The 17976-nt window shown below is 69.9% G+C and carries 24 protein-coding genes; 5 read left to right on the forward strand and 19 right to left on the reverse strand.

Annotated elements, in window-relative coordinates:
• Nucleotides 1–74: 74 nt before the first annotated feature.
• The 12 genes from AB0J24_RS28270 to AB0J24_RS28325 all read right to left on the reverse strand — a co-directional run bounded on the left by AB0J24_RS28270 (nt 75) and on the right by AB0J24_RS28325 (nt 8223).
• Entirely contained in the window at nt 75–287 is a 213-nt protein-coding gene (locus AB0J24_RS28270) for a hypothetical protein (RefSeq protein WP_358686887.1), read from the reverse strand.
• Between the two features lie 141 nt (nt 288–428).
• A complete protein-coding gene (locus tag AB0J24_RS28275; RefSeq protein ID WP_358686888.1) occupies nt 429–719 on the reverse strand; it encodes an antibiotic biosynthesis monooxygenase in 291 nt (96 codons plus the stop codon).
• A 5-nt stretch (nt 720–724) separates the two neighbouring features.
• Nucleotides 725–1501, reverse strand: a complete 777-nt coding sequence (locus AB0J24_RS28280) for a metal-sulfur cluster assembly factor (protein ID WP_358686889.1) — start codon at nt 1499–1501, stop codon at nt 725–727.
• Complete coding sequence (locus AB0J24_RS28285; protein ID WP_358686890.1) at nt 1498–2733, reverse strand: FAD-dependent oxidoreductase; 1236 nt, start codon at nt 2731–2733, stop codon at nt 1498–1500. Before AB0J24_RS28285 ends, AB0J24_RS28280 begins: the two co-directional genes overlap by 4 nt.
• Nucleotides 2730–3056, reverse strand: coding sequence for a Rieske 2Fe-2S domain-containing protein (locus AB0J24_RS28290; protein ID WP_358686891.1), 327 nt, complete (start codon nt 3054–3056; stop codon nt 2730–2732). The genes AB0J24_RS28285 and AB0J24_RS28290 overlap by 4 nt, the downstream gene beginning before the upstream one ends.
• The gene (locus AB0J24_RS28295; RefSeq protein WP_358686892.1) at nt 3053–4099 is read right to left on the reverse strand and encodes a toluene hydroxylase; all 1047 of its coding nucleotides are present in this window, start codon (nt 4097–4099) and stop codon (nt 3053–3055) included. Before AB0J24_RS28295 ends, AB0J24_RS28290 begins: the two co-directional genes overlap by 4 nt.
• Nucleotides 4096–4413, reverse strand: coding sequence for an MmoB/DmpM family protein (locus AB0J24_RS28300; protein ID WP_358686893.1), 318 nt, complete (start codon nt 4411–4413; stop codon nt 4096–4098). Before AB0J24_RS28300 ends, AB0J24_RS28295 begins: the two co-directional genes overlap by 4 nt.
• The gene (locus tag AB0J24_RS28305; protein ID WP_358686895.1) at nt 4410–4703 is read right to left on the reverse strand and encodes a toluene-4-monooxygenase system B family protein; all 294 of its coding nucleotides are present in this window, start codon (nt 4701–4703) and stop codon (nt 4410–4412) included. Before AB0J24_RS28305 ends, AB0J24_RS28300 begins: the two co-directional genes overlap by 4 nt.
• Complete coding sequence (locus AB0J24_RS28310) at nt 4700–6226, reverse strand: toluene monooxygenase (protein WP_358686897.1); 1527 nt, start codon at nt 6224–6226, stop codon at nt 4700–4702. The genes AB0J24_RS28305 and AB0J24_RS28310 overlap by 4 nt, the downstream gene beginning before the upstream one ends.
• 14 nt (nt 6227–6240) lie before the next feature.
• Entirely contained in the window at nt 6241–6738 is a 498-nt protein-coding gene (locus AB0J24_RS28315; RefSeq protein WP_358686899.1) for a hypothetical protein, read from the reverse strand.
• A 10-nt stretch (nt 6739–6748) separates the two neighbouring features.
• Nucleotides 6749–7180 (reverse strand): nuclear transport factor 2 family protein, encoded by a 432-nt coding sequence (locus AB0J24_RS28320; protein ID WP_358686900.1) that lies wholly within the window; start codon nt 7178–7180, stop codon nt 6749–6751.
• Nucleotides 7181–7203: 23 nt separating this feature from the next.
• A complete protein-coding gene (locus AB0J24_RS28325; RefSeq protein WP_358686902.1) occupies nt 7204–8223 on the reverse strand; it encodes a DJ-1/PfpI family protein in 1020 nt (339 codons plus the stop codon).
• Between the two features lie 222 nt (nt 8224–8445).
• Between AB0J24_RS28325 and AB0J24_RS28330 the strand changes: the two genes are divergently transcribed.
• Entirely contained in the window at nt 8446–9153 is a 708-nt protein-coding gene (locus AB0J24_RS28330; RefSeq protein ID WP_358686903.1) for a type 1 glutamine amidotransferase domain-containing protein, read from the forward strand.
• Between the two features lie 19 nt (nt 9154–9172).
• Here AB0J24_RS28330 and AB0J24_RS28335 read toward each other — a convergent pair whose 3' ends face one another.
• A complete protein-coding gene (locus AB0J24_RS28335; RefSeq protein WP_358686905.1) occupies nt 9173–10138 on the reverse strand; it encodes an AraC family transcriptional regulator in 966 nt (321 codons plus the stop codon).
• A 62-nt stretch (nt 10139–10200) separates the two neighbouring features.
• Here AB0J24_RS28335 and AB0J24_RS28340 point away from each other — a divergent pair, with 62 nt between their 5' ends.
• Nucleotides 10201–10917, forward strand: a complete 717-nt coding sequence (locus tag AB0J24_RS28340; protein ID WP_358686906.1) for an aldehyde dehydrogenase family protein — start codon at nt 10201–10203, stop codon at nt 10915–10917.
• Here the strand turns inward: AB0J24_RS28340 and AB0J24_RS28345 are convergent.
• From AB0J24_RS28345 to AB0J24_RS28360, 4 genes are all read right to left on the reverse strand, one after another.
• Complete coding sequence (locus tag AB0J24_RS28345) at nt 10801–11127, reverse strand: transposase family protein (RefSeq protein WP_358686917.1); 327 nt, start codon at nt 11125–11127, stop codon at nt 10801–10803. The two genes, AB0J24_RS28340 and AB0J24_RS28345, sit on opposite strands and share 117 nt — an antisense overlap.
• A 1225-nt stretch (nt 11128–12352) precedes the next feature.
• Nucleotides 12353–13327 (reverse strand): asparaginase, encoded by a 975-nt coding sequence (locus AB0J24_RS28350; RefSeq protein ID WP_358686907.1) that lies wholly within the window; start codon nt 13325–13327, stop codon nt 12353–12355.
• A 107-nt stretch (nt 13328–13434) separates the two neighbouring features.
• Entirely contained in the window at nt 13435–14181 is a 747-nt protein-coding gene (locus AB0J24_RS28355; protein ID WP_358686908.1) for a Clp protease N-terminal domain-containing protein, read from the reverse strand.
• Nucleotides 14182–14248: 67 nt separating this feature from the next.
• Entirely contained in the window at nt 14249–14764 is a 516-nt protein-coding gene (locus AB0J24_RS28360; protein ID WP_358686909.1) for a hypothetical protein, read from the reverse strand.
• A gap of 781 nt (nt 14765–15545) precedes the next feature.
• Here AB0J24_RS28360 and AB0J24_RS28365 point away from each other — a divergent pair.
• Together AB0J24_RS28365 and AB0J24_RS28370 are read left to right on the forward strand one after the other, a co-directional pair.
• A complete protein-coding gene (locus tag AB0J24_RS28365; protein ID WP_358686911.1) occupies nt 15546–15800 on the forward strand; it encodes a hypothetical protein in 255 nt (84 codons plus the stop codon).
• On the forward strand, nt 15797–16039 hold the full coding sequence (locus AB0J24_RS28370; protein ID WP_358686912.1) for a hypothetical protein: 243 nt from the start codon (nt 15797–15799) through the stop codon (nt 16037–16039). Before AB0J24_RS28365 ends, AB0J24_RS28370 begins: the two co-directional genes overlap by 4 nt.
• A gap of 83 nt (nt 16040–16122) precedes the next feature.
• On the opposite strand, the gene AB0J24_RS28375 is transcribed toward AB0J24_RS28370, so the two are convergent.
• Together AB0J24_RS28375 and AB0J24_RS28380 are read right to left on the reverse strand one after the other, a co-directional pair.
• Nucleotides 16123–16437: a hypothetical protein gene (locus tag AB0J24_RS28375; protein ID WP_358686914.1), complete on the reverse strand. Its 315-nt coding sequence runs from the start codon at nt 16435–16437 to the stop codon at nt 16123–16125.
• An 81-nt stretch (nt 16438–16518) separates the two neighbouring features.
• Nucleotides 16519–17175, reverse strand: a complete 657-nt coding sequence (locus AB0J24_RS28380; protein ID WP_358686915.1) for a hypothetical protein — start codon at nt 17173–17175, stop codon at nt 16519–16521.
• Nucleotides 17176–17289: 114 nt separating this feature from the next.
• Here AB0J24_RS28380 and AB0J24_RS28385 point away from each other — a divergent pair, with 114 nt between their 5' ends.
• Nucleotides 17290–17886, forward strand: coding sequence for a dihydrofolate reductase family protein (locus tag AB0J24_RS28385; protein WP_358686916.1), 597 nt, complete (start codon nt 17290–17292; stop codon nt 17884–17886).
• Nucleotides 17887–17976: the final 90 nt, after the last annotated feature.

The following is a 17976-nucleotide window of genomic DNA, read 5'->3' on the forward strand; positions in this document are numbered from 1 at the left end:
CTCATCGCCGCAGTTCAGACCCTCATGATCGCCAGCGCATGATCAGGTTGGCAAAGGCTGAGTGTCGCGGCGGTTCAGCCTGCAGTGCTCTGCAATGCCGGCCCGAGTTCGTCGAGCAGCCACGGCCCGGTGAGCGCGGTGGGTGCGCGCAGTGCGGTGACGACGTCGAGAGAGACGGCGAACGCGGCCACCTGGGCGTCGAACAGTCGCAGGTCGGTGCCCAGCGACGGCCCGAGCACGAGGACCGGGGCGTCATCGCGGCCGTCGGTCCGGTGGTGCAGGCGCATCGGTCCTCCGTGGGTCGGTGAGCAGGCCGGTCGGGCCCCGGCCGGCGACGAGCCTAGTGGCCCGCCCTGCAGGGGAGAGAGGCTCCGGGCCGTCTTGAACAGGTCCGACCGACCGTGCGCCGCATCCCACGGTCGACGCCGTCAGTCCAGCGTCATCATCGTCCGCACCGAGCGCTCCTCGAGATTCGGGATCGCTTCGCCCAGAACCAAGGTACGGAACGTGTCCGTCTGCTTGTGATCGTCGTACCCCGACGCGTCGGTGTACTTCTCATACAGCACGAACGTGGCCGGATCCTGATGATCGGTGTGAGCCTGGAACTCCAGCATCTTCGGCTCGGTCCGGTTCACCGGCGTCACCTTCCGGAGGACCTCCTCGATCACATGGGCCTTCCCGGCCTTGGCCCGCCACGTGGCCATCACGACGAACGCCATGTACCTCATCCCTTTCCGTGAGTCGGCGTGAAGTTCGAGAACCCGATGGCTCGCAGTTGCTCACGCCCGTCCTCGCTGATGTCGAGCGGACTCCACCCCGGCCTCCACTCCCACTCCACGTGCAGCCCCGCGAACGCGGTCGGGCCGGTGAGCAGCACCCGTCGCAGCTGCTCCTCGATGATCGCGCTCAGCGGACAGGCCGCCGACGTCAGCGTCATCACGAGCCGCACCCTGTCCTGTGAGTCCACCACGATGTCGCGGACGAATCCGAGATCGACCACGTTCACGCCGAGATCGGGGTCCAGGACGTCGTAGAGCGCTTCCCGGGCCTGCTCGGCACGGCGGCCCCCGACGGAGTCCGGTGGACGGGGCGGGCTCCCAGGCGCCGGTACCACCGCCGCCGCCACGGTGGGCATGTCCCGAAGGCCTGCGGCCTGCAGCCGGATCTCCACCCGCGCCGTCGGGACGGTGAACCAGGTGCCCGCTCCCAGCTTGCGGTTCTCCCGCAACAGCTCGTCCCCTTCGACGACGGTGCCCCCGACGACGACCAGCTGGTCGGTCCGTATCCCGGCCCGTTCCGCCCTCGCCACCGCCGCATCGATCACCCGGGCGACCTGCTCGTATCCGTTCCCCGGCACCCGGCGCAGCCGATCGACCGCCTCGGCCGGGCGCAGGTCGCGGACCAGCTCGATCGCGCGCTGCGCGGCATCCGGGGTGATCCGCGCGCGCGGTTCGCGCGCGGTCAGCACCGGCGCGGCACGAGGTTCGCTCGTCGCCGTCATGACGACACCACCTTCGGCGCCCGGGGGACGAGCCGTTTCAGACGGACCGACGTGTCCCCGATCTGCTCGGCATCGACCCGGATCCCGACCTCGATGAGCGCACGGGCGTCGACGACATCGCGCGGCCGGTCCAGCGTGACCACGCCCTCGACCAGGCCGTCGCGCATCGCGAACAGGGAGAACCCGACCTCCTCCGGTGCGCCGCGCCGGACCAGGTCGGCGTCGTCGCCTAGCCGCCCGAGCGCCTGTACGGTGTGCTCGTACTGGTCGGACCAGAACCAGGGCGGCTCGTCGAACGGCTCCGGTTCGCCGGCCAGCCCCGCGGCGAGCCGGCGCGCCGCCCGCTGCGCGGTGTCGTGGTGCTCGATCCGCATCCGCCGCCGGTAGCGGGACAGCCACCGGTTCGCGACGTCACCCACGGCGTACACCCCGGGCGCGCCGGTCGCGGAGAACTCGTCGACGACGATGCCGTCGTCGACCGCCAGGCCGGCCTCGGCGGCGAGCGCGACCTGCGGGCTGCACCCCACCCCGACGACGACCAGGTCGGCGTCGAGCGCATCGCCGTCCCGGCAGTCGATCCGGACACGGCCCGGCTCCACGGTCACCGCCGCCGGTGTCTCCCCGGCCCGCACCTCGACACCCCGGTCACGGTGCAGGCCGAGCACCGCGGCGGCCACCGCCGGGCCCACCGCGCGGGCCAGCGGCGCCGGGTCGGGATCAAACAGGGTCGCCCGCGCCCCGAGCTCGACGGCCGCTGCGGCCACCTCGCAGCCGACGAACCCGGCGCCGAGCAGCACGACGTGCTGCGCGCCATCCAGCTGCCGGCGCAGCCGGTCGGCGTCGTCCAGGGTGCGCAGCACGTGCACCCGGTCTCCCGCGACACCGGGGAGCGAACGGGGCCGGGCGCCAGTGGCCAGCACCAGCGCGTCGTAACCCAGCCGCTCTCCGGTGGCAAGGGTGACGGTGTGCCCGCCCGGGTCGATCGCCGCCGCCGGGGTGCCCAGCCGCAGGTCGACGTCATGGTCGGAGTACCAGCCCTCCGGGTGGAGCACGACATCCGCGCGCTCCACCCGGCCGGTCAGGTAGTCCTTCGACAGCGGCGGCCGCTCGTAGGGCAGGTGCGGCTCGCCCGCGACGAGCGTGATCCCACCGTCGAAACCCCGCTCGCGCAGGGTCTCCACGGCCGCCACCGACGCGGGACCGCCGCCGACGAGCACGCAGCGGCGGATCATCCGATCTCCACGTACACCGTGCCGTCCTCGACCCGGGTGGGGTAGCGAGACAGCGCGCAGTTATCCGGGTTGATCCCCGCACCGGTGCGGGCGTCGAACTCCCAGAGGTGCCGGGTGCAGGTCAGCACGCCGTCGTCGTCGAGATCGCCCTCGTCCAACGGCCACGCCTGGTGCGGGCACCGGTTGCGATAGGCGTGGACCTCGCCGTCGACGTTGACCAGCAGCACGCCGGTCCCACCGACCTCGACGCCCTCCATCTCGCCCTCCCACAGGTCGTCGAGCTCGATCGCGGCGTGCCACTGGCCCGTCACGGCGGCGTTCACCGCACCCCGCCCGCTGTCGCGTCGGAGAGGAACGAGTCGTGGAACCCCGCGCGGGTCGCGGCGGCGGCCTCAGTCACGGTGTCCGCGCCGGTCCGCCCGCCTGAGGAAGCGGCCAGGATCGCGCCCAGGCCGCTCACCGCCGCGTCGGCGAGCGGTGTCCAGCGGTCGATCCAGCCCCGCAGGACCTCGGCGTTGCCGGGCCGTTGCGCGATGCAGAATCGGGCCAGCTCCGCGGCCCACCGGTTGCGTCGGTCGTTGTCCTCCTGCAGCGCGGATAGCAGCAGCCAGGAGTACTCGTCGCCGTTGTCCCGCGACGCCTCCGCGGTCTGCCGGATCAATACGTCGTCCAGGGTCGGGGCAAGCACCAGGTCGAGCGCGGTGAACGCCTCGCCCCAGTCGTAGGCGACGAGCAGCCGCTCGACCGCCTCGCGGACCCCCTGCCAGGCCGGATCGGTCTCCCAGCGCCTGCGCTCGTCCTCGCCGATCCCGGACTCCGGGTGCGCCATCTGCAGCTCACGGGTCCGGTAGGCGGTCACCGTCACCCGGCGCAGGAAGTCCGCCGTGGCGAAGCTGCACACGTTCGTGACGTACGACGACGGCGCCACGTACCCGATGTAGGCCTGCACCTGCTGGCAGCCGTGCACCAGGAAGCGCGACGGGGTGAGCGCCCCGCCGAGCAGCCGGAGCTGGTCGGCGGACAACCGGGCGTCGGCCCCGGCAGCGCCGTACTGCGCCAGAAGGCCCTGCGTCCTGGTCTCCGCGTCAGCCTGCCGGGTGACGTAGGCGCGGTAGGTCAGTGCGTCCGGGTCGCGGAAGGCGTCCCAGTCGTCGGCCTGCAGCGGCGAGCCGTCCCGGTAGGTGAGGAACCACAGGTTCGGCGCACTGGACGGGTTCTGCTCGAACGCACTCGAGCGCGCCGAGCGGGTCGTCCAGTTCTGCGCGTGGGTGACGATCTCGTACTCGCTGGGCATCCGGCGGACGTCGCCGAACGCGCTGAACGTGCGCCTGCGGCGGGTCCGGTCGGGAGTCTGTCCAGTGGTCATCGGTCCGCACCTCCGACGGGTGCGGTCGCGCGCCGGGCCGCGATCCGCTCCCAGGTGATCGAGTCGCTGCTGGTGATGATCCGGCCCGCGAAGGACGACATCATCGTCTCGATCGACCGGATCTCGTAGTCGTGCCCCAGGTGCGCCTGCAGGGTCCGTTCGGTGAGGACCAGCCGGTCGGGCCCCTGTATCCGCACGTAGGAGCCCCGGTCGATCACCTCGATCTCGGTGTCGGGATTGTCGTCCTCGATCGCGGCGACGACCTGGTCGATGTCGTCGCCCATTCGCAGCACGGGTCCCACGGCGTTCTTCATGACGCCACCTCCGTGCCGTCGGACGCGGTGTCGTACTCGATCCGGACGTGGTCGAGCGGCTCGATCCCGGCCTCGGTCACGGTGAGGTCCGGGTCGAGCCTGCGGCCGTCGTGGAAGACGACCTTCTCTCGATCCTGCCTGCGCACCCGCCTGCCCTCGACGTGCGCGGCGACGGCCTGCGCCACCTCGGCGACGGTGCTGGTCGACATCACCGGGACGAGAATCTGCACGAAGTCCTCTGCGAAGATCGCGTTGAGCGGAACGCGCCGGGGTTCCTCCGCCGCGGTCACGACCGGGCCTCCCCGACCAGCGCCAGCCCGGTCGCAGGGCGTCCGACGTAGTCCCTGGTCCAGGCGCTGTAGTCGGGGTCGTCGCCCATGACGTCCGGTGTCAGTCCCATGTAGTCGAGCACCCCGCCGACGTCCATCGGCTGGATCTGGCCCGCCAGGAACCGCTCGACGAGGGTCTGGTGGTTGACGTTGTCGCGGTCCTTCCACCAGATCTGCCGGCAGGCGTGGCTGCAGAAGTGGTACGTGCGGCCGTCGTAGCGCAGCGACAGGCTCGGTATACGCCAGCGGCCGTCACGCAGCCGGATCGGGTTGCAGCAGGGCAGGTTGCACAGGTTGCACAGCCAGGGCAGCGTCTCGGGTAGGGTGGCCTCGACGTTGTCGGCGTTGATGTTGTCGATCATCGTGTCCCACTTGTCGCCGTAGACCTTCTCCCAGTTGGGGTACTTGTCCACGAGCCAGGCGCGTTCGTCGCGGCTCACCGCGGCCTTGGGGCGCCACCAGATCGTCGGCCGCCAGAACCAGAGACCCATGTGCAGGCTGTGGTGCCAGGTGTCCAGCCCGCGCATGAACTCGTCCCAGAACCAGGGCTTCTTGAGCCCGTAGTCCTCGATCGTGTGCACGAACTGATCGATGATCCACTCCTCCATGAACTCCCGGTAGGACTGCTTGCGGTGCTCGAGCGGGGTGTAGTAGTCCATCGCGGGCCCGGTCAGCGCGGCGAAGGCGCGCGCGACGCCCCAGAAGTTGCGGTCGATCACCCACTGGGCACGCACCGGATCGTGTTCGATCAGGATCTCCAGCGTCGGGCCGCCCTGCTGGGAGTGCCGGGCCTCGTCGGTCTGGATCGACGAGATCATGTTGGCGAAGTTGACGTCGCCGGCCTCGAGCGCGTCCGCGGAGAGCGCGACGAACTGCAGGTTGGTGAAGCCCGTCTCGAAGGTGAACGGCAGCGCCAGCGCCATGTCCACCACGTTCGAGGTGATCATCATGTTGTCGAACAGGTTGCGCAGCGAGATCGCGACCCAGTCGTTGGTGTGGAACGCCTTCTGCGTCCAGTCGTACTGCGGGTCCCGTTTGACGAACTCGTGGCCGAAGAACGTGGTGATCTGCGCGTGCCGCAGCTCGTCGAGCTGGCCGAAGGTGGCCATGTTGCGCCACGATCCGTTGAGCCCGAAGCGGGCCATCTTCAGCTCGGCGAGCACCGCGGCGTACTCGACCAGCGCGACGCCGCCGAAGTGCATCTTGGTCGACGAGCGCCATCCCTCGTCGAGCCGGTCGAAGTGGGTGGACCGCTGCAGCGCGGCCTTGACCGCGTAGGCCGAGGTCTCCTTCTCCCGCTGGGTCGCGACGTACTCGGGATAGCTGACCTTGTAGTCCTCCTCCCAGGCCGCCCACGCCTCGCGCGGAACCTTGCCGTGTCCGCAGTGCCACTCCGGGAAGACCGCCTCATCGTCGACATGGGTGAAGCTCCAGTCGACGTCGCGGACGAAGTGCTGCCATTCCTCGCGCTTGAGCAGGCTCATCTGTCGCTCCGTCCTCAGTCGACTTCCAGGTGGCCAAGCTGGCGGTTGATGCCGCCGTCGTTCCAGTAGGCGGTGATGTCGTCGATCAGCCCGGTCCGGTCCACGTGGAACAGGAACAGGTGCGGTTCGCTGAACGCGCGGGTCTGGGACACCGCGAACCCCCAGGCGATCTGCTGGGTCCCTCCGATGTCACAGGAGACGATCACGTCGCCATCCGGGCCCGCGTCGATGCTGTGCACGACGTTGAACAGGTCCGGGAAAGACTTGATTAATCCGGTCCACAGTGTCTTGCCGATGGTCTTGACTTTGCCGTCGCCGCGCAGGACCCGCTGCTTGCCCCACACCTCGTAGGGCACGTAGCGGAAGCCGGCGTTGTCGGTGCACATGTCGGTCATCGCGTGCACGTCGTGCCGCCGGTAGGCGGCGAAGAACTCATCGACGACGGCGGCGGGATCGATCGGTGCCGTCCCCTCCGTCCGCGCCGGGCCCCGGGTGCTGGTGGTCGTCGTCATCGCCTGCTCCTCACACGATCGCGATCTGGTCCTGCCGCTTCACCCCGAGGCGGCGGTAGAGCTGGTTGGCGCACCAGTAGGCCCCGACGGCGGTGATCCGCCCGTCGTCGACCTCGAACCGCCACGCCTGCGCGACGTCGAGGTGCTTCTCCTGGTTGATCGCGCCCAGGTAGTCGGCGGCCTGGGTGCCCTCCACCGCGAACTCGGCGGCGACGACCCGCCCGGCGGCGACCACGCGCCGCACGGTCAGCAGCAGGTCGGGGAAGGCCCGTGCAGTCTTCTCCAGCAGGTCGCGCAGGTCGGCGGGGCCACCGCCGCGCAGCCCCGTCGCGAAGATGTCGATGCGGGCGTCCGGGGCGACGAGGGCCAGCGCGGCGTCGACGTCGCGACGGCCGTAGGCGGTGAGGAAGGTGCGTGCGGTCTGTTCGGGATCGGTGCTCATCGTCTCCGCTCCTCCGGTTCCGGTCAGCGGATCTGCAGTGCCTTGAGCACCGCATCGGCCGTGGCCTCGGTCGAGTTCGGGTTCTGGCCGGTGATGAGGTTGCGGTCGACGACCACGTGCGACACCCAGGCCGCGGGCGCGTCGTCAAAGACACCGCCCGCGTTCTTCACGGCGGTGTCGACGTACCAGGGCAGGCCGAGCCTGCCCGGCACCGTCTGGTCCTCCTCCTCGTCGGTGAAACAGGTCATCCGGTAGCCGTCGAACAGCCACAGACCGTCGTCGCGGTCCGGGGCGGACAGCAGCATCGCCGGACCGTGACAGAGCGCTGCGATCGGTGCGTTGCGGCGGTGCAGCGCGCCGAGCAGCCTGCCGACGTCCGGGTCGTCGGCCAGATCGACCATCGGGCCGTGACCGCCGGGGGCGAAGACGGCGTCGAATGCCGCGAGCTCGTCAGCGGTGAGGTCGCGCAGCGCCACCGGCGCGGCGAAACCGGGGATCGCGCGCAGCTTCTCCCGGCGTTCCCGAGCGAGGTCGCGGGCGGCGGCGTCCAGCTCGTCCACCGCGGCCTGCAGCTCGGCCCGGGACAACCCACCGTCGAGCCCCTCCTCGACGAGCACGTCGACCAGCTGCCGGTCCTGCCGCCACGCCGAGCGAGCGCCTGCGCTGACCGTGCGGTGCGCCTGCGCCGGGTCGAGGCCGGTGGCGACCATCCGGGCGGCGATCCGCCGCGCCGCGACCAGGCCGAGCTCGGTGTTCTGGTGCAGCGTGATCCGGATGTCGTCCGGGTCGTGGTGGAACGTGCGGGTCACCGAACCGAAGAAGTCTTGGTCCTCGTCGGGATAGTGGAAGAAGTGCTCCAGCCCGTAGTCGTCGGCGACCGGGGGACGCCCGTCCGGCGTCACGACGACGACGTCGGCGCCCGCGGCGACGAAACGTTCGTAGGGTTTGAGCGCCTCCTCGGCGAAGTACCCGGTGGGGTGACGGGCCCCGTCGGAGAGCTCGATCTCAGTAGCGCTCGAGACGAGAAAGGCGATTCGCGGCATGGCAACTCCTGACGAACGTCGATGTCCGGGAATCACGTGCAGCGGTGAAGCTAGCGACGGTCTGGTCCGAATCGCATCGAAGATTGCTGCCGTAGGTGTGCGGATTCCGAGCTGATCGTCGCCGCGCACTGCCTCGCTGCGCCGGGTGCGCCCTACCGTCGGCGTGTCCCCGCCCCGGACGTGACGCGCGGGGATCTCTCTATTTCCGACTCGAGGTGACTCATGACGAATGTGCTGCTCGCCGTGTCCGGCTCCGACCACTGGACGCTCACCGACGGGACCCATCACCCGTGCGGTTTCTGGCCCGAGGAGCTCGCCGAACCGCACCGGGTGTTCCGCGAAGCCGGGTTCACGACGACGATCGCGACTCCCGGCGGAGTGCGGCCGACCGCCGACGAGGCCGGGTTCAGCGCGGGGATGAACGGCGGTTCGGAGGAGCCGGGCCGCCGGTTCCGGGCCTATCTGGACGGGATAGCAGGCGAGCTCGACGCGGCGGCCGACCTGGACCGGGTCGATCCCGGCGAGTTCGACGCCGTCTTCGTTCCTGGCGGGCACGGGCCGATGGAAGACCTGGCCGTCTCATCGTCGTTCGGGGCGCTCGTGCGGCGCTTCGACGCCGCCGGCAAGCCGGTGGCCGCGGTCTGCCACGGACCCGCGGCGCTGCTCCCGGCCGTCGATGATCGCGGGGAGTGGGTGTTCGGCGGCCGGCGGGTGACCGGGTTCAGCAACGTCGAGGAGTCCCAGGTGGGGTTCGCCGACCGGGCACCGTGGCTGCTGGAGCACCGGCTGGTGAAAGCGGGCGGCGCGTACGAGCAGAGCGGCAAGCCGTGGACGGCGCACGTCGTCGTCGACGGCACGCTGTACACCGGACAGAACCCGGCGGCGTCCGAACCGCTGGCCCGCCGGATCGTCGAGGCGCTCGGCGGCTGACCCGGGTGCCCCGCGTGCCTCAGGGCGTGGCGGTGCCCCTGGCGAACTGCTCGCCGATGGTGTGCAGGTTGCAGTAGGCCCGCGGAGTGCTGCCGAAGCGGTCGCGGAACTCGCGGATGAAGTGCGAGGTACTGCCGTACCCGACCGCCCGGGAGATCTGCGTGACGCTCAGCCGGTCGGCGAGCAGCAGCTCGCGCGCCCGGTTGAGCCGCAGCTCCTTCACGAACTGGTAGGGCGATTTGCCGGTCACGTCCCGGAACAGGTGGGAGAACGCCGACGGGCTCAGCGACACCTTCTCGGCCATGTCGGAGACGGTCAACGGCTCGGCGAGGTTGGCGTGCACGTAGGCCAGCACGTCGCTGATCGGGTTCCGCTCGCTCTCCTGGGCCGCGACCTGCAGCAACCGGGCGAACTGCTCGGCCTGCAGGATCCGGTAGACGATCTCCTGCAGGTACAGCGGCGCGAGCACCCGGCGGTCCGCGCCGTCGTCGGTCGCCTGCAGGAACCGCATCGTCGCAGCCATCAGCGTGCTGTCCAGCGGCGTGATGAACGCCTTCCGGTCCGGCCCCTGCAACGCAGCCGGACGGCTGAACGTCGTCGTGCGGCGTTCGAGCAGATCCGACGACACGCGCCTGACCAGCACGGGGTCGATCTGCAGCACCAGGGACAGGTACGGCATGGCCGGCGAGGCCTCGAGCACCTGGGCGGTGAAGTTCTGGCTGTTGCTCAGCACCAGGTAGTTGAACGGGTCATAGCAGTACGGCGCCCCGTCGACGACCACGCGCTTGCGTCCCTGCGCGATGATGCACAACGACAGCGACCGGACCTCCTCCCACGTCGGCTCAGCGGGAGTGAGGTAGTGGTAGAACGTCAGACCGGGCCACGCTCCGGAGTTCGCGCCCACCTTCGGACAGCGGGCTCTGATGGCAGCGACCAGGTCGCCCGCCGTGTACACCTCGTCGTGCGGCAGCGATCCGGGATTCATGACCAAGGTGAATAGCAAGTGGCGACGGGCCCCGGCAAGACCGGCCCGACCGAGGAGGGCGCATGGCCGAGCTGGAGACGCTCCGGAACCTGATCGGCGGCGAGTACGTCGACGCCGCATCCGGAGCGACGTTCGAGACGCAGAACCCGTACACCCGGGCAGCCGTGGGCGACCCTTCCGGACAGCGGGCCCGGCGACGTCGACGCCGCCGTCACGGCCGCCCGCACCGCGCTGACGGCGAGTGGGGCCGGACCACCGGGTTCGCGCGCGCCGCGATGCTGCGCCGTCTCGGCGAGCTGGTCGGCGAGACCGCCGAGAAACTGGCCCGCCAGGAGGTCAACGACTCCGGCAAGCTCTACCGGGAGATGATCGGCCAGCTCAACGGGTTGGGCGGCTGGTACCAGTATTTCGCCGGCCTCGCGGACAAGATCGAGGGACGCCAGATACCGTCACCGAACCCGAACTACCTCGTCTACACCCGACGCGAGCCGGTCGGCGTCGTCGCGGCGATCACACCGTGGAACTCGCCGCTGCTGATGATGACGTGGAAGCTCGCGCCGGCGCTGGCCGCAGGCTGCACCATCGTCGTCAAGCCCAGCGAGCATGCACCGGCATCGACGCTCGGCTTCGCGACGCTGATCGAGGAGGCCGGGTTCCCGCCATCAGCGCGCGCAGCAGACTCGACCGGAGACCGACACACCGAGCGTGGCCAGCAGCGCAGCACCGGCCCGTCCGGCCAGCGCGACCGCGACCTGCTCGATCGTGGCCGCCAGCCGTAGCGTGCGGCGGGCGTATCGGCTGGCCAGAGCGGGGATCTGTTCGCGGAAGGTCCGCTGCGGACACTGCACGTCGGTGCAGAGCAGCCGGCGAACCCGCAGACCCATCACGACCGGTCGACCTCCGACCGGCAGGTCGGCCAGCCGGCGCAGGTGCCAGGCGTGCACCCGGCGTGACTCGGTGCCGCACCGCGGGCACGACGCCGAGGTCATGGTACTGCGCACCGTGAGCCGCAGGACGGAGCTGGTAGCGATCACGTCCTCGATGACCAGGGATGACAGCCCTGGGAACAGCACTTCTCCAAGATCATGACCACACCAGCGAGATGATCACACAGTCAGCCGTACCACCCGAACGTGGCGCGCCGCGGCACCACCGAATCTGTGCCAGAGCCGATGTTCTTACAGTCCCCCGGGGCGGGTCCTGAGTGGCCCTGCCCGGACGGCTCCGCCGAAGACCGACCGCTTCCGGTAGATCTAGGGTAGACAAGGGCGTCTCACCGGCCGAGGCTGGCGACGGGGCGGGCCTGCCTCGTCCGTGTCCTGGGCCTGCGAGATCCGCACGATCGACCTCGATTCGCAGATGGCCGTCGACCGAGAGCCCCGCTCCGCTGTGGTGAGAACGTGCATGCTCGCCGAGCACAGACAGCTCGACAGTGCGAGCAGCGTGGGGAAATGCTCCGGCTGCGCGGTGCTGAGAAGGTCCTGGCGACCCCTCCGGCGAGTGGACGGGGAGGGCCAGAGGCGTCTACTCGGCTTCGGTGATGGTCAGGCTCTCTCGGTCGCCTGGGGTGACCACAACGAGTGTGGCGGCTGTCGACGACGTGAGCGGCCCCGCCGTGGGTGGTTCGAGTGATGGTGAAGACCCGGTGAGAGCCATCGGAGAACTGCAGGGTGACGCCACGGCTGGGCACGCGCAGTGGAGTAGCGAGCCGCACGATCGAGCGTGTCCCGGCGCTCCACACCCCGCCGATACCCGGCAGCGTGCGGGGGCCGTGCGAGACGGCGGTGAGTGGGTGAGTCCGCCCGGTCTCGATGAGGGCGACCGGTGCGGGCGCGGGTGCTGGCCGGGCCGGTGCGGTGGGCGCGGCTGTGGAGATGGACGGTGGACTCGGAGGTGGTGGCGGCCCGGTGGGTTCCTGCGTCGGGGCCGGTGTCGGCGACTCCGGCGGGGTGGGGGCGGCCGGGTCCGGGCGGTTCGCCGCGGCGAAGCTCGCCGATGCGGTGATGTCCTCGGCCGGCCGAGCAGCGGCCGGATCGGGGATGCTGTCGAGGGGCGGAGCGGGTGGTGCAGGGAACTCGAGGGCCTCCGGCAGGGCAGGGTCGGGGGTCTCGGCGACGTCGGGGTTCGGGGGAGGCGCCGGGGCCGGTGGCAGCTGGCGGAGTAGCAGTATTCAAACCGTGTGGAATTCGGCCGGTTTCGGTGGCTGGTCGCTGGTCAGAGTTCCTCGAACCATGCGCGTACTGCGTCTACTCCGCCGGCTCCGAGGGCGACCATGAGTGCGATGCGTGCGTGGGTGGGGGTAAGGCCTCGGGCGCTGATGGCGCCGACTTTGGTGGCGAGGCCGGTTCCGTCGTGCGGGTGGTCGAGGGCCGTGGGATGGGTGCGAGCGCGGGATGCGAGGACGATGGGGATGTCCCATTCGGTGAGTTCGCTGATGGTGGTGAATAGTTCGACGGGGACGTTTCCTGTTCCGGTGCCTTCGAGCACGATGCCTCTCGCGCCGGCATCGGCTGCGGTGGTGAGCAGTGATGGCGTGATGCCTGGATAGGTCTTGATCAGGGCGACGTCGGTTTCGGGTGGTGCTTCGATGGGGGCAGGGCGGGCTGGCGGGGCTGCCGTGATGGTGATGCCGCCTGTGCGGGCCACATGCCCGAGTGGCGAATGCGGTGCTGAGGAGAATCCGGTTGCGCGGGTGGTGTTTGTCAGAGTTGCCCAGCGTGCGGCGTGTAGCTCGCGGTTGAAGCAGACGAGAGTTCCGAGGCTGCGTGTGGCGGGGTCGGCGGCCGCAGTGATGGCGGAGGTGAGGTTGTCCGGGCCGTCGCTGCCGGGTTCGTCGAGGCAGCGGGTGGCGCCGGTGAACACGATGCCGCCGTGTGCGGCGGCAGGGCCGGTGGTCAGGTCGGTGAGGAAGGCGGTTTCTTCGAGGGTGTCGATGCCGTGGGTGACAACCACGCCGTCGAATCCGTCGCTGACGAGGGCGGTGTGCACTCGGCGTGCCAGAGTGAGCATCGTGGCTGGTGAGGTATCCCAGCTGGGCTCGGCCATGACGTCCTCGACACACACGTCTACTGCTGGCACGTCTGCGCCTGAGGCGGCGAGCAGTTCGGTTCCGGTCGCGATCGCGGGTCGTCCGGAATGCAGGAGGTAGGCCATCGTGTCACCGGTGGCGAGAAGTAGCACGCGTGGCATCACACCGCTCCCGTCATGATGATCACCAACATCGCGGTCAAGAGGGCTATTGCGACGGAGGAGAGGAATCGCCGCAACACTCGCACCATGATGTCCTGTATGGACACTTAACCCTCGGAGATCAGGCCGGTCTGCTGCTCCAACCGTTCAACGCGATCGAGGATGGGGCGCAGTTCCTGCCGGACGACGGTGGCGATCATCGTTGCGGCGTCCGCGGGTGTTGTGCTTGCTTGTGCGCGGAGGTGGGTATAGCCGGTGAGCGCGGCCACGACCGTCCGGCGCGCGGTGCGCAGGTCGATGCCCAGCTCCCGCAGGACATGCCCGGCAGTGCCGTCAGGTTCGCCGATCAGGCCGAGCAGGAGGTGTTCGCAGCCGACGTAGTTGTGTCCCAGTGCGAGAGCCTCGGTCACGGTCAACTCCAGCGCATTGGCTGCGGGACCGCTGAACTGTGTTGCCACCGGGGTTTCCGAACTCTCCGGTGCTGGCGAGGCGTTGGCCAGCGCTCGGCTCACGTGAGCGGGATCGATCTCCATCGCGCGCAGCACGTGCAGGGCGAGACTGGTGCCTTCGTCGAGCATTCCGTGCAACAGGTGTTCCGTGCCGACACTGGCGGCATGGGTCGCCCGCGCCTGATCGACGGCGAGTTTGATCACTGTGCGCGTGCGTTCGGTGAACTGCGAGAGTTGAGCCGTCGGGTCGTCGGCCGCCAGGTCGCCCAGCACGGTTGCCCGGATCGCGCTCACGCGCCGAACCGACTGCTCCAGCGCCCGCTGACAGATTGCCGAGACAGGCACCCCGGTTGCCTTGACCCCGTCGGCCAGGTCATCGGGCAGATACACGTTGATCTTCGGCATCGCGGCCACTCCTTCCGCCAGGTCGATACAAGACTAACCCCATATATAACCACTCATGGGGGCATAGTCAACTGAGTGGTGGGTTGGTGATCAGCGATCGCGGCCGGGACGCTGTGCGGGCGGCGACGTAGGCGGTCCAGTCGTGTTGGGCGTAGGTGGCCCAGGCGTTGGCGGTGTGGATGTTGAGGTCGAGCAGGTTGGCGAGGACGGCTGCGGGGAGTTCGGCGGTCAGTGCGGCGAGGGCGGCGCTGCGGGCTCGGCGGAGGTGGACGGGCAGGTGTGTGCGGAGGGCGCGGTAGAGGGCGTCGTGGGCGTGTCGTCCGGGCATGCCGCCGGGGAACAGCCAGCGCGGTCCGTTGGCGTTGGTGCGGGTGAGAATCGCGGTGCCGGTTCCGCGGTCGCGCTGGGCGCGGAGCAGGGCGGCAACCGCGTCCGGGAGCAACAGTCGGTGCTCGGTCATCTGCAGCCAGGTGGTGCCGTCGGCATCGGTGTGGATATCGGTGTGCCGCAGGGCGGTGATGCGGCTGACGGGGAGTCCGAAGAGCAGGACGAGTGCGCCGGCGGCGCGGACCTCGGTGGGCAAGGATTGTTCGTGGAGGCAGCGACGCAGCTGTGTCCAGCGGTCGTCTTCGGTGATGGGTTGCAGACTGCTGCGGATCGGCCTCTTCGGGATGCTCACGTCGCCGGAGAGGTTGTGTTTCCGTGTCCAGTAAAGGAATTCCCGCGCGGCGTAGGTGGCGTCGGTGGGTGTGGCGGTCAGCCACTGGTCGATGGCGGTCTGGTTGACGGTGGCCAGGGTGAGGTTCTGCTCGTTGAGCCAGGTGAGGAAGTTGAGGGTGGCGCGGATGCGGGTGCGCAGCCAGTTGCCCGCGTGAGGGGTGAACGGACGGGTCCGAGCGCCATGCGAGGCTTGTCAGCGACAAGGCTAGGCAGGTGAGCTGGCTCCAGCGCGTGTACCACCGGTGACCTGCACTAATGACTGGTGTGACCCCAGCTGCCCGATCGCCGGCATCGACCCGACCGGGCCCCGGTCATCGCGGTGTGCAGGGTTACGACACGCCGTGCGATGAGCGCTTCGGGTGAATCCCGTCGGGCTACCGTGACGGCGACAGACGGCATCGGCGGGCGTGCGGGCCGCGTCGGCTACAGCTCGTGGAGTGGGCGGGCCCTGGCCGGGCGGGTCCGGTACGGCCTCGTCTCGATGCACGGGAGTGTGATCGATGTACCCCTCGGCCACCCACATCGCACCCGACCACGCCTCGGCCACCGCCGCGCCGGCGCCGGGCCGGGCGGGCGTTCGGGCGGGGTTGCGGCGCTGTGACCGGTGCCGGCGCACCCCGAGCGAGCCGATGGAGCAGGTCCTGATGAGCGCCGAATGGCTCATCGCCGGTCCGGACGGCCCGACCCTGGCCTGCTACTGCCGTTCCTGCACCCCCACCGGTTCGATCACCGATCTGACCTGTCTGCGCTGCGGTGACGGCCCGCTGCTGGCCGGCGGCCTGGCCGCCGACACCCTCGACGCCCTCCCGGCCCCGGCCCGCCGCTGGCTCACCAGCGCGGGGTGGCGACTCGACGGGCCGCTGTGCCCGGGCTGCCTACCCACGAGGCCCTCCCCGTGACCGCCGCCGCGCACCGGCGGAACCCGGCCGCGCGGTTGGTGTGTTGCGGACGTAGCTGGGGTGGGGTCGAGCGGGCGCACTGCTGTCGCCGCTTCGGTGGTTGCGGGCACGTCTTCGACGACGCCGCGCTGTGGGACGCCCACCGGTCCGGCGGCCGCTGTGTCGCCCCGCACGAGCTCGGGCTCCTCCAGACCATCACCGGGATCTGGATCCGGGCCCTGGAGCGCCCCCAGACCTGAACCACGCCACCACACAGCACCACCGCGCAGCGCCGACACCACCGGCACCCGGGGCCCGGTGGGCTGCGACGACCCCGGCCCGGTTACTCGACGACCAGGTCAGGCCATCCGGGTACCGGCCGGCCGGCCCGCTTCAGCTGGGCGGCCTGGTCGGCTCGGCGGGCGCGGATGACGGCGGCGTCGCGGCGGGTGATCGGGGTGGCGTCGGGGTGCCGCGGCCCGCACCACGCACACAGGTACAGCCGCACAGTGCGCCGGCGCGGGTAGAGGTAGTGGTGGGTCACGGCGTAGGCCTCGGGGCGTCCGCACTGCGCGGCCGCGGTGGTCGACCCGGCTGCGCGGGCGGCGACGCAGCCCAGGTTCGTGCCGTAGCGCAGGTCCAGCTCGGGCAGGCTCATGACCATCCCAGGGTGCCACCCGGGGGGAGGGTCGCGCGTGCCCACCGGCGGCGGTGTCGGGTGTGGGCCGGCCCGCGGTGCTCAGCGGTGGAACAGGTCGCTGGTGAGGTAGATGTCCCAGTCGGCGGGCTGCAGGCCGTGTCCGCCGGTGCGCAGGTGGTAGGACATCCCCGGCCCGCGGTGGGCCTGGTCGGTGGGCGGCGGCCACGAGGTGGTGGTGGGCAGGCCGGTGCCGGCGAGGCCGTAGAGCTCATACACCGGCGCGGCGGCGAGGTAGGAGGCGTACTCACCGCGGGGGACGGCGGTGGCGTCGTCGGTGGCGCTGCCGATCACGACCCGGCCGGGGGCGATCAGGGCGAGGAGCTGGTGTTGGTCGACGGGTAGCTGGTCGGCGTCACCGGCGTAGTCGGCGTAGGTGTCGGGGAACCAGTGCGGGAACTGGTCGTTGATCGCGGCGATCGACTCACCGTGCCGATGTCGAGGGCCTGGTGCAGCCGGCGGACCTCGGGGCTGGGGGGTGGTCTGGCGGAACAGCCCGGCCGGGCCGGTGAAGGTGCCGACGTGCAGGCGTTGGACCGGGTCGCGGGCGCGCGGCCAGGTCGTGGCGGTGTCCGGTGTGTTTGTGCGGGTCTCGACGATGCGGGCCAGGAGCAGCGCGAGCCAGCAGAGCAGCACGTGGGCGCGGATGCGGTCCTCGACGCGGTGATGGACCGAGCGCAGGTCGAGGATCTGCTTCATACCCCGCTAGCCGCGCTCGACCTCCAGAAGCTGCTTGAAGCCCACCATTCTGGTGGACGCCACTTGTCGCTTCTGTACAAGACCGAGACAGCAGACTGTTCCTAGTCTGTCGTCGTGAAGGTTCTGATAAGCGAGTTCATCAGTCTTGACGGTGTGGTGCAGGCTCCAGGTGGTGTGGACGAGGATCCCTCGGGCGGATTTCGCCACGGTGGCTGGTCCTACCCCTACTTCGACCCCGACGTGATGGGGTCGGCACTCTTCGAGTTGCTCCGACAGTCCGACGCCATGCTGCAGGGCCGCCGCACATACGAGGGTATGGCTGCGGCATGGCCGGAACGGACGGACGACGACGACCCGTTCGCGACACTGATGAACAGCCAGCAGAAGTACGTCGTCTCCGACACCCTGTCCGAGAACGATCTGAGCTGGAAGCCCGCGACGCTCATCCGTAAAGCTGACCTGCACGCGAAGCTGGCCGAGCTGCGGGAACAACCCGGCGGCTACCTGTCCGTCACCGGGAGCGCCTCCGTCGCGCGCGCACTACTAGAAGCCGACCTCGTCGACGAACTCGCCCTCGCGATCGAGCCAATCGTACTCGGCGGAGGCAAGACCATCTACCCGAACAACGGTGAGGCCCAGCGATTCGACCTCATATCAGTGGTGACGACGAAGACCGGAGTCCAGTTCTGCCGCTACCAGCGTGCCCGGTAACAACCTCAGGGGAACCTCAACCCGCCATCAATGAGCCTGCCAACCTGCTCATGCGTTGGCGATCATGAGGGTCTGAACTGCGGCGATGAA

The organism is Pseudonocardia sp. NPDC049635, assembly GCF_040659795.1.
GTDB lineage: Bacteria > Actinomycetota > Actinomycetes > Mycobacteriales > Pseudonocardiaceae > Pseudonocardia.

Coding starts and splice junctions, on each gene's coding strand:
- AB0J24_RS28270 (WP_358686887.1), bottom strand. CDS start 287: ATGCGCCTGCACCACCGGACCGACGGCCGCGATGACGCCCCGGTCCTC.
- AB0J24_RS28275 (WP_358686888.1), bottom strand. CDS start 719: ATGGCGTTCGTCGTGATGGCCACGTGGCGGGCCAAGGCCGGGAAGGCC.
- AB0J24_RS28280 (WP_358686889.1), bottom strand. CDS start 1,501: ATGACGGCGACGAGCGAACCTCGTGCCGCGCCGGTGCTGACCGCGCGC.
- AB0J24_RS28285 (WP_358686890.1), bottom strand. CDS start 2,733: ATGATCCGCCGCTGCGTGCTCGTCGGCGGCGGTCCCGCGTCGGTGGCG.
- AB0J24_RS28295 (WP_358686892.1), bottom strand. CDS start 4,099: ATGACCACTGGACAGACTCCCGACCGGACCCGCCGCAGGCGCACGTTC.
- AB0J24_RS28300 (WP_358686893.1), bottom strand. CDS start 4,413: ATGAAGAACGCCGTGGGACCCGTGCTGCGAATGGGCGACGACATCGAC.
- AB0J24_RS28310 (WP_358686897.1), bottom strand. CDS start 6,226: ATGAGCCTGCTCAAGCGCGAGGAATGGCAGCACTTCGTCCGCGACGTC.
- AB0J24_RS28315 (WP_358686899.1), bottom strand. CDS start 6,738: ATGACGACGACCACCAGCACCCGGGGCCCGGCGCGGACGGAGGGGACG.
- AB0J24_RS28320 (WP_358686900.1), bottom strand. CDS start 7,180: ATGAGCACCGATCCCGAACAGACCGCACGCACCTTCCTCACCGCCTAC.
- AB0J24_RS28325 (WP_358686902.1), bottom strand. CDS start 8,223: ATGCCGCGAATCGCCTTTCTCGTCTCGAGCGCTACTGAGATCGAGCTC.
- AB0J24_RS28330 (WP_358686903.1), top strand. CDS start 8,446: ATGACGAATGTGCTGCTCGCCGTGTCCGGCTCCGACCACTGGACGCTC.
- AB0J24_RS28335 (WP_358686905.1), bottom strand. CDS start 10,138: ATGAATCCCGGATCGCTGCCGCACGACGAGGTGTACACGGCGGGCGAC.
- AB0J24_RS28340 (WP_358686906.1), top strand. CDS start 10,201: ATGGCCGAGCTGGAGACGCTCCGGAACCTGATCGGCGGCGAGTACGTC.
- AB0J24_RS28345 (WP_358686917.1), bottom strand. CDS start 11,127: ATGACCTCGGCGTCGTGCCCGCGGTGCGGCACCGAGTCACGCCGGGTG.
- AB0J24_RS28350 (WP_358686907.1), bottom strand. CDS start 13,327: ATGCCACGCGTGCTACTTCTCGCCACCGGTGACACGATGGCCTACCTC.
- AB0J24_RS28355 (WP_358686908.1), bottom strand. CDS start 14,181: ATGCCGAAGATCAACGTGTATCTGCCCGATGACCTGGCCGACGGGGTC.
- AB0J24_RS28365 (WP_358686911.1), top strand. CDS start 15,546: ATGAGCGCCGAATGGCTCATCGCCGGTCCGGACGGCCCGACCCTGGCC.
- AB0J24_RS28375 (WP_358686914.1), bottom strand. CDS start 16,437: ATGAGCCTGCCCGAGCTGGACCTGCGCTACGGCACGAACCTGGGCTGC.
- AB0J24_RS28380 (WP_358686915.1), bottom strand. CDS start 17,175: ATGAAGCAGATCCTCGACCTGCGCTCGGTCCATCACCGCGTCGAGGAC.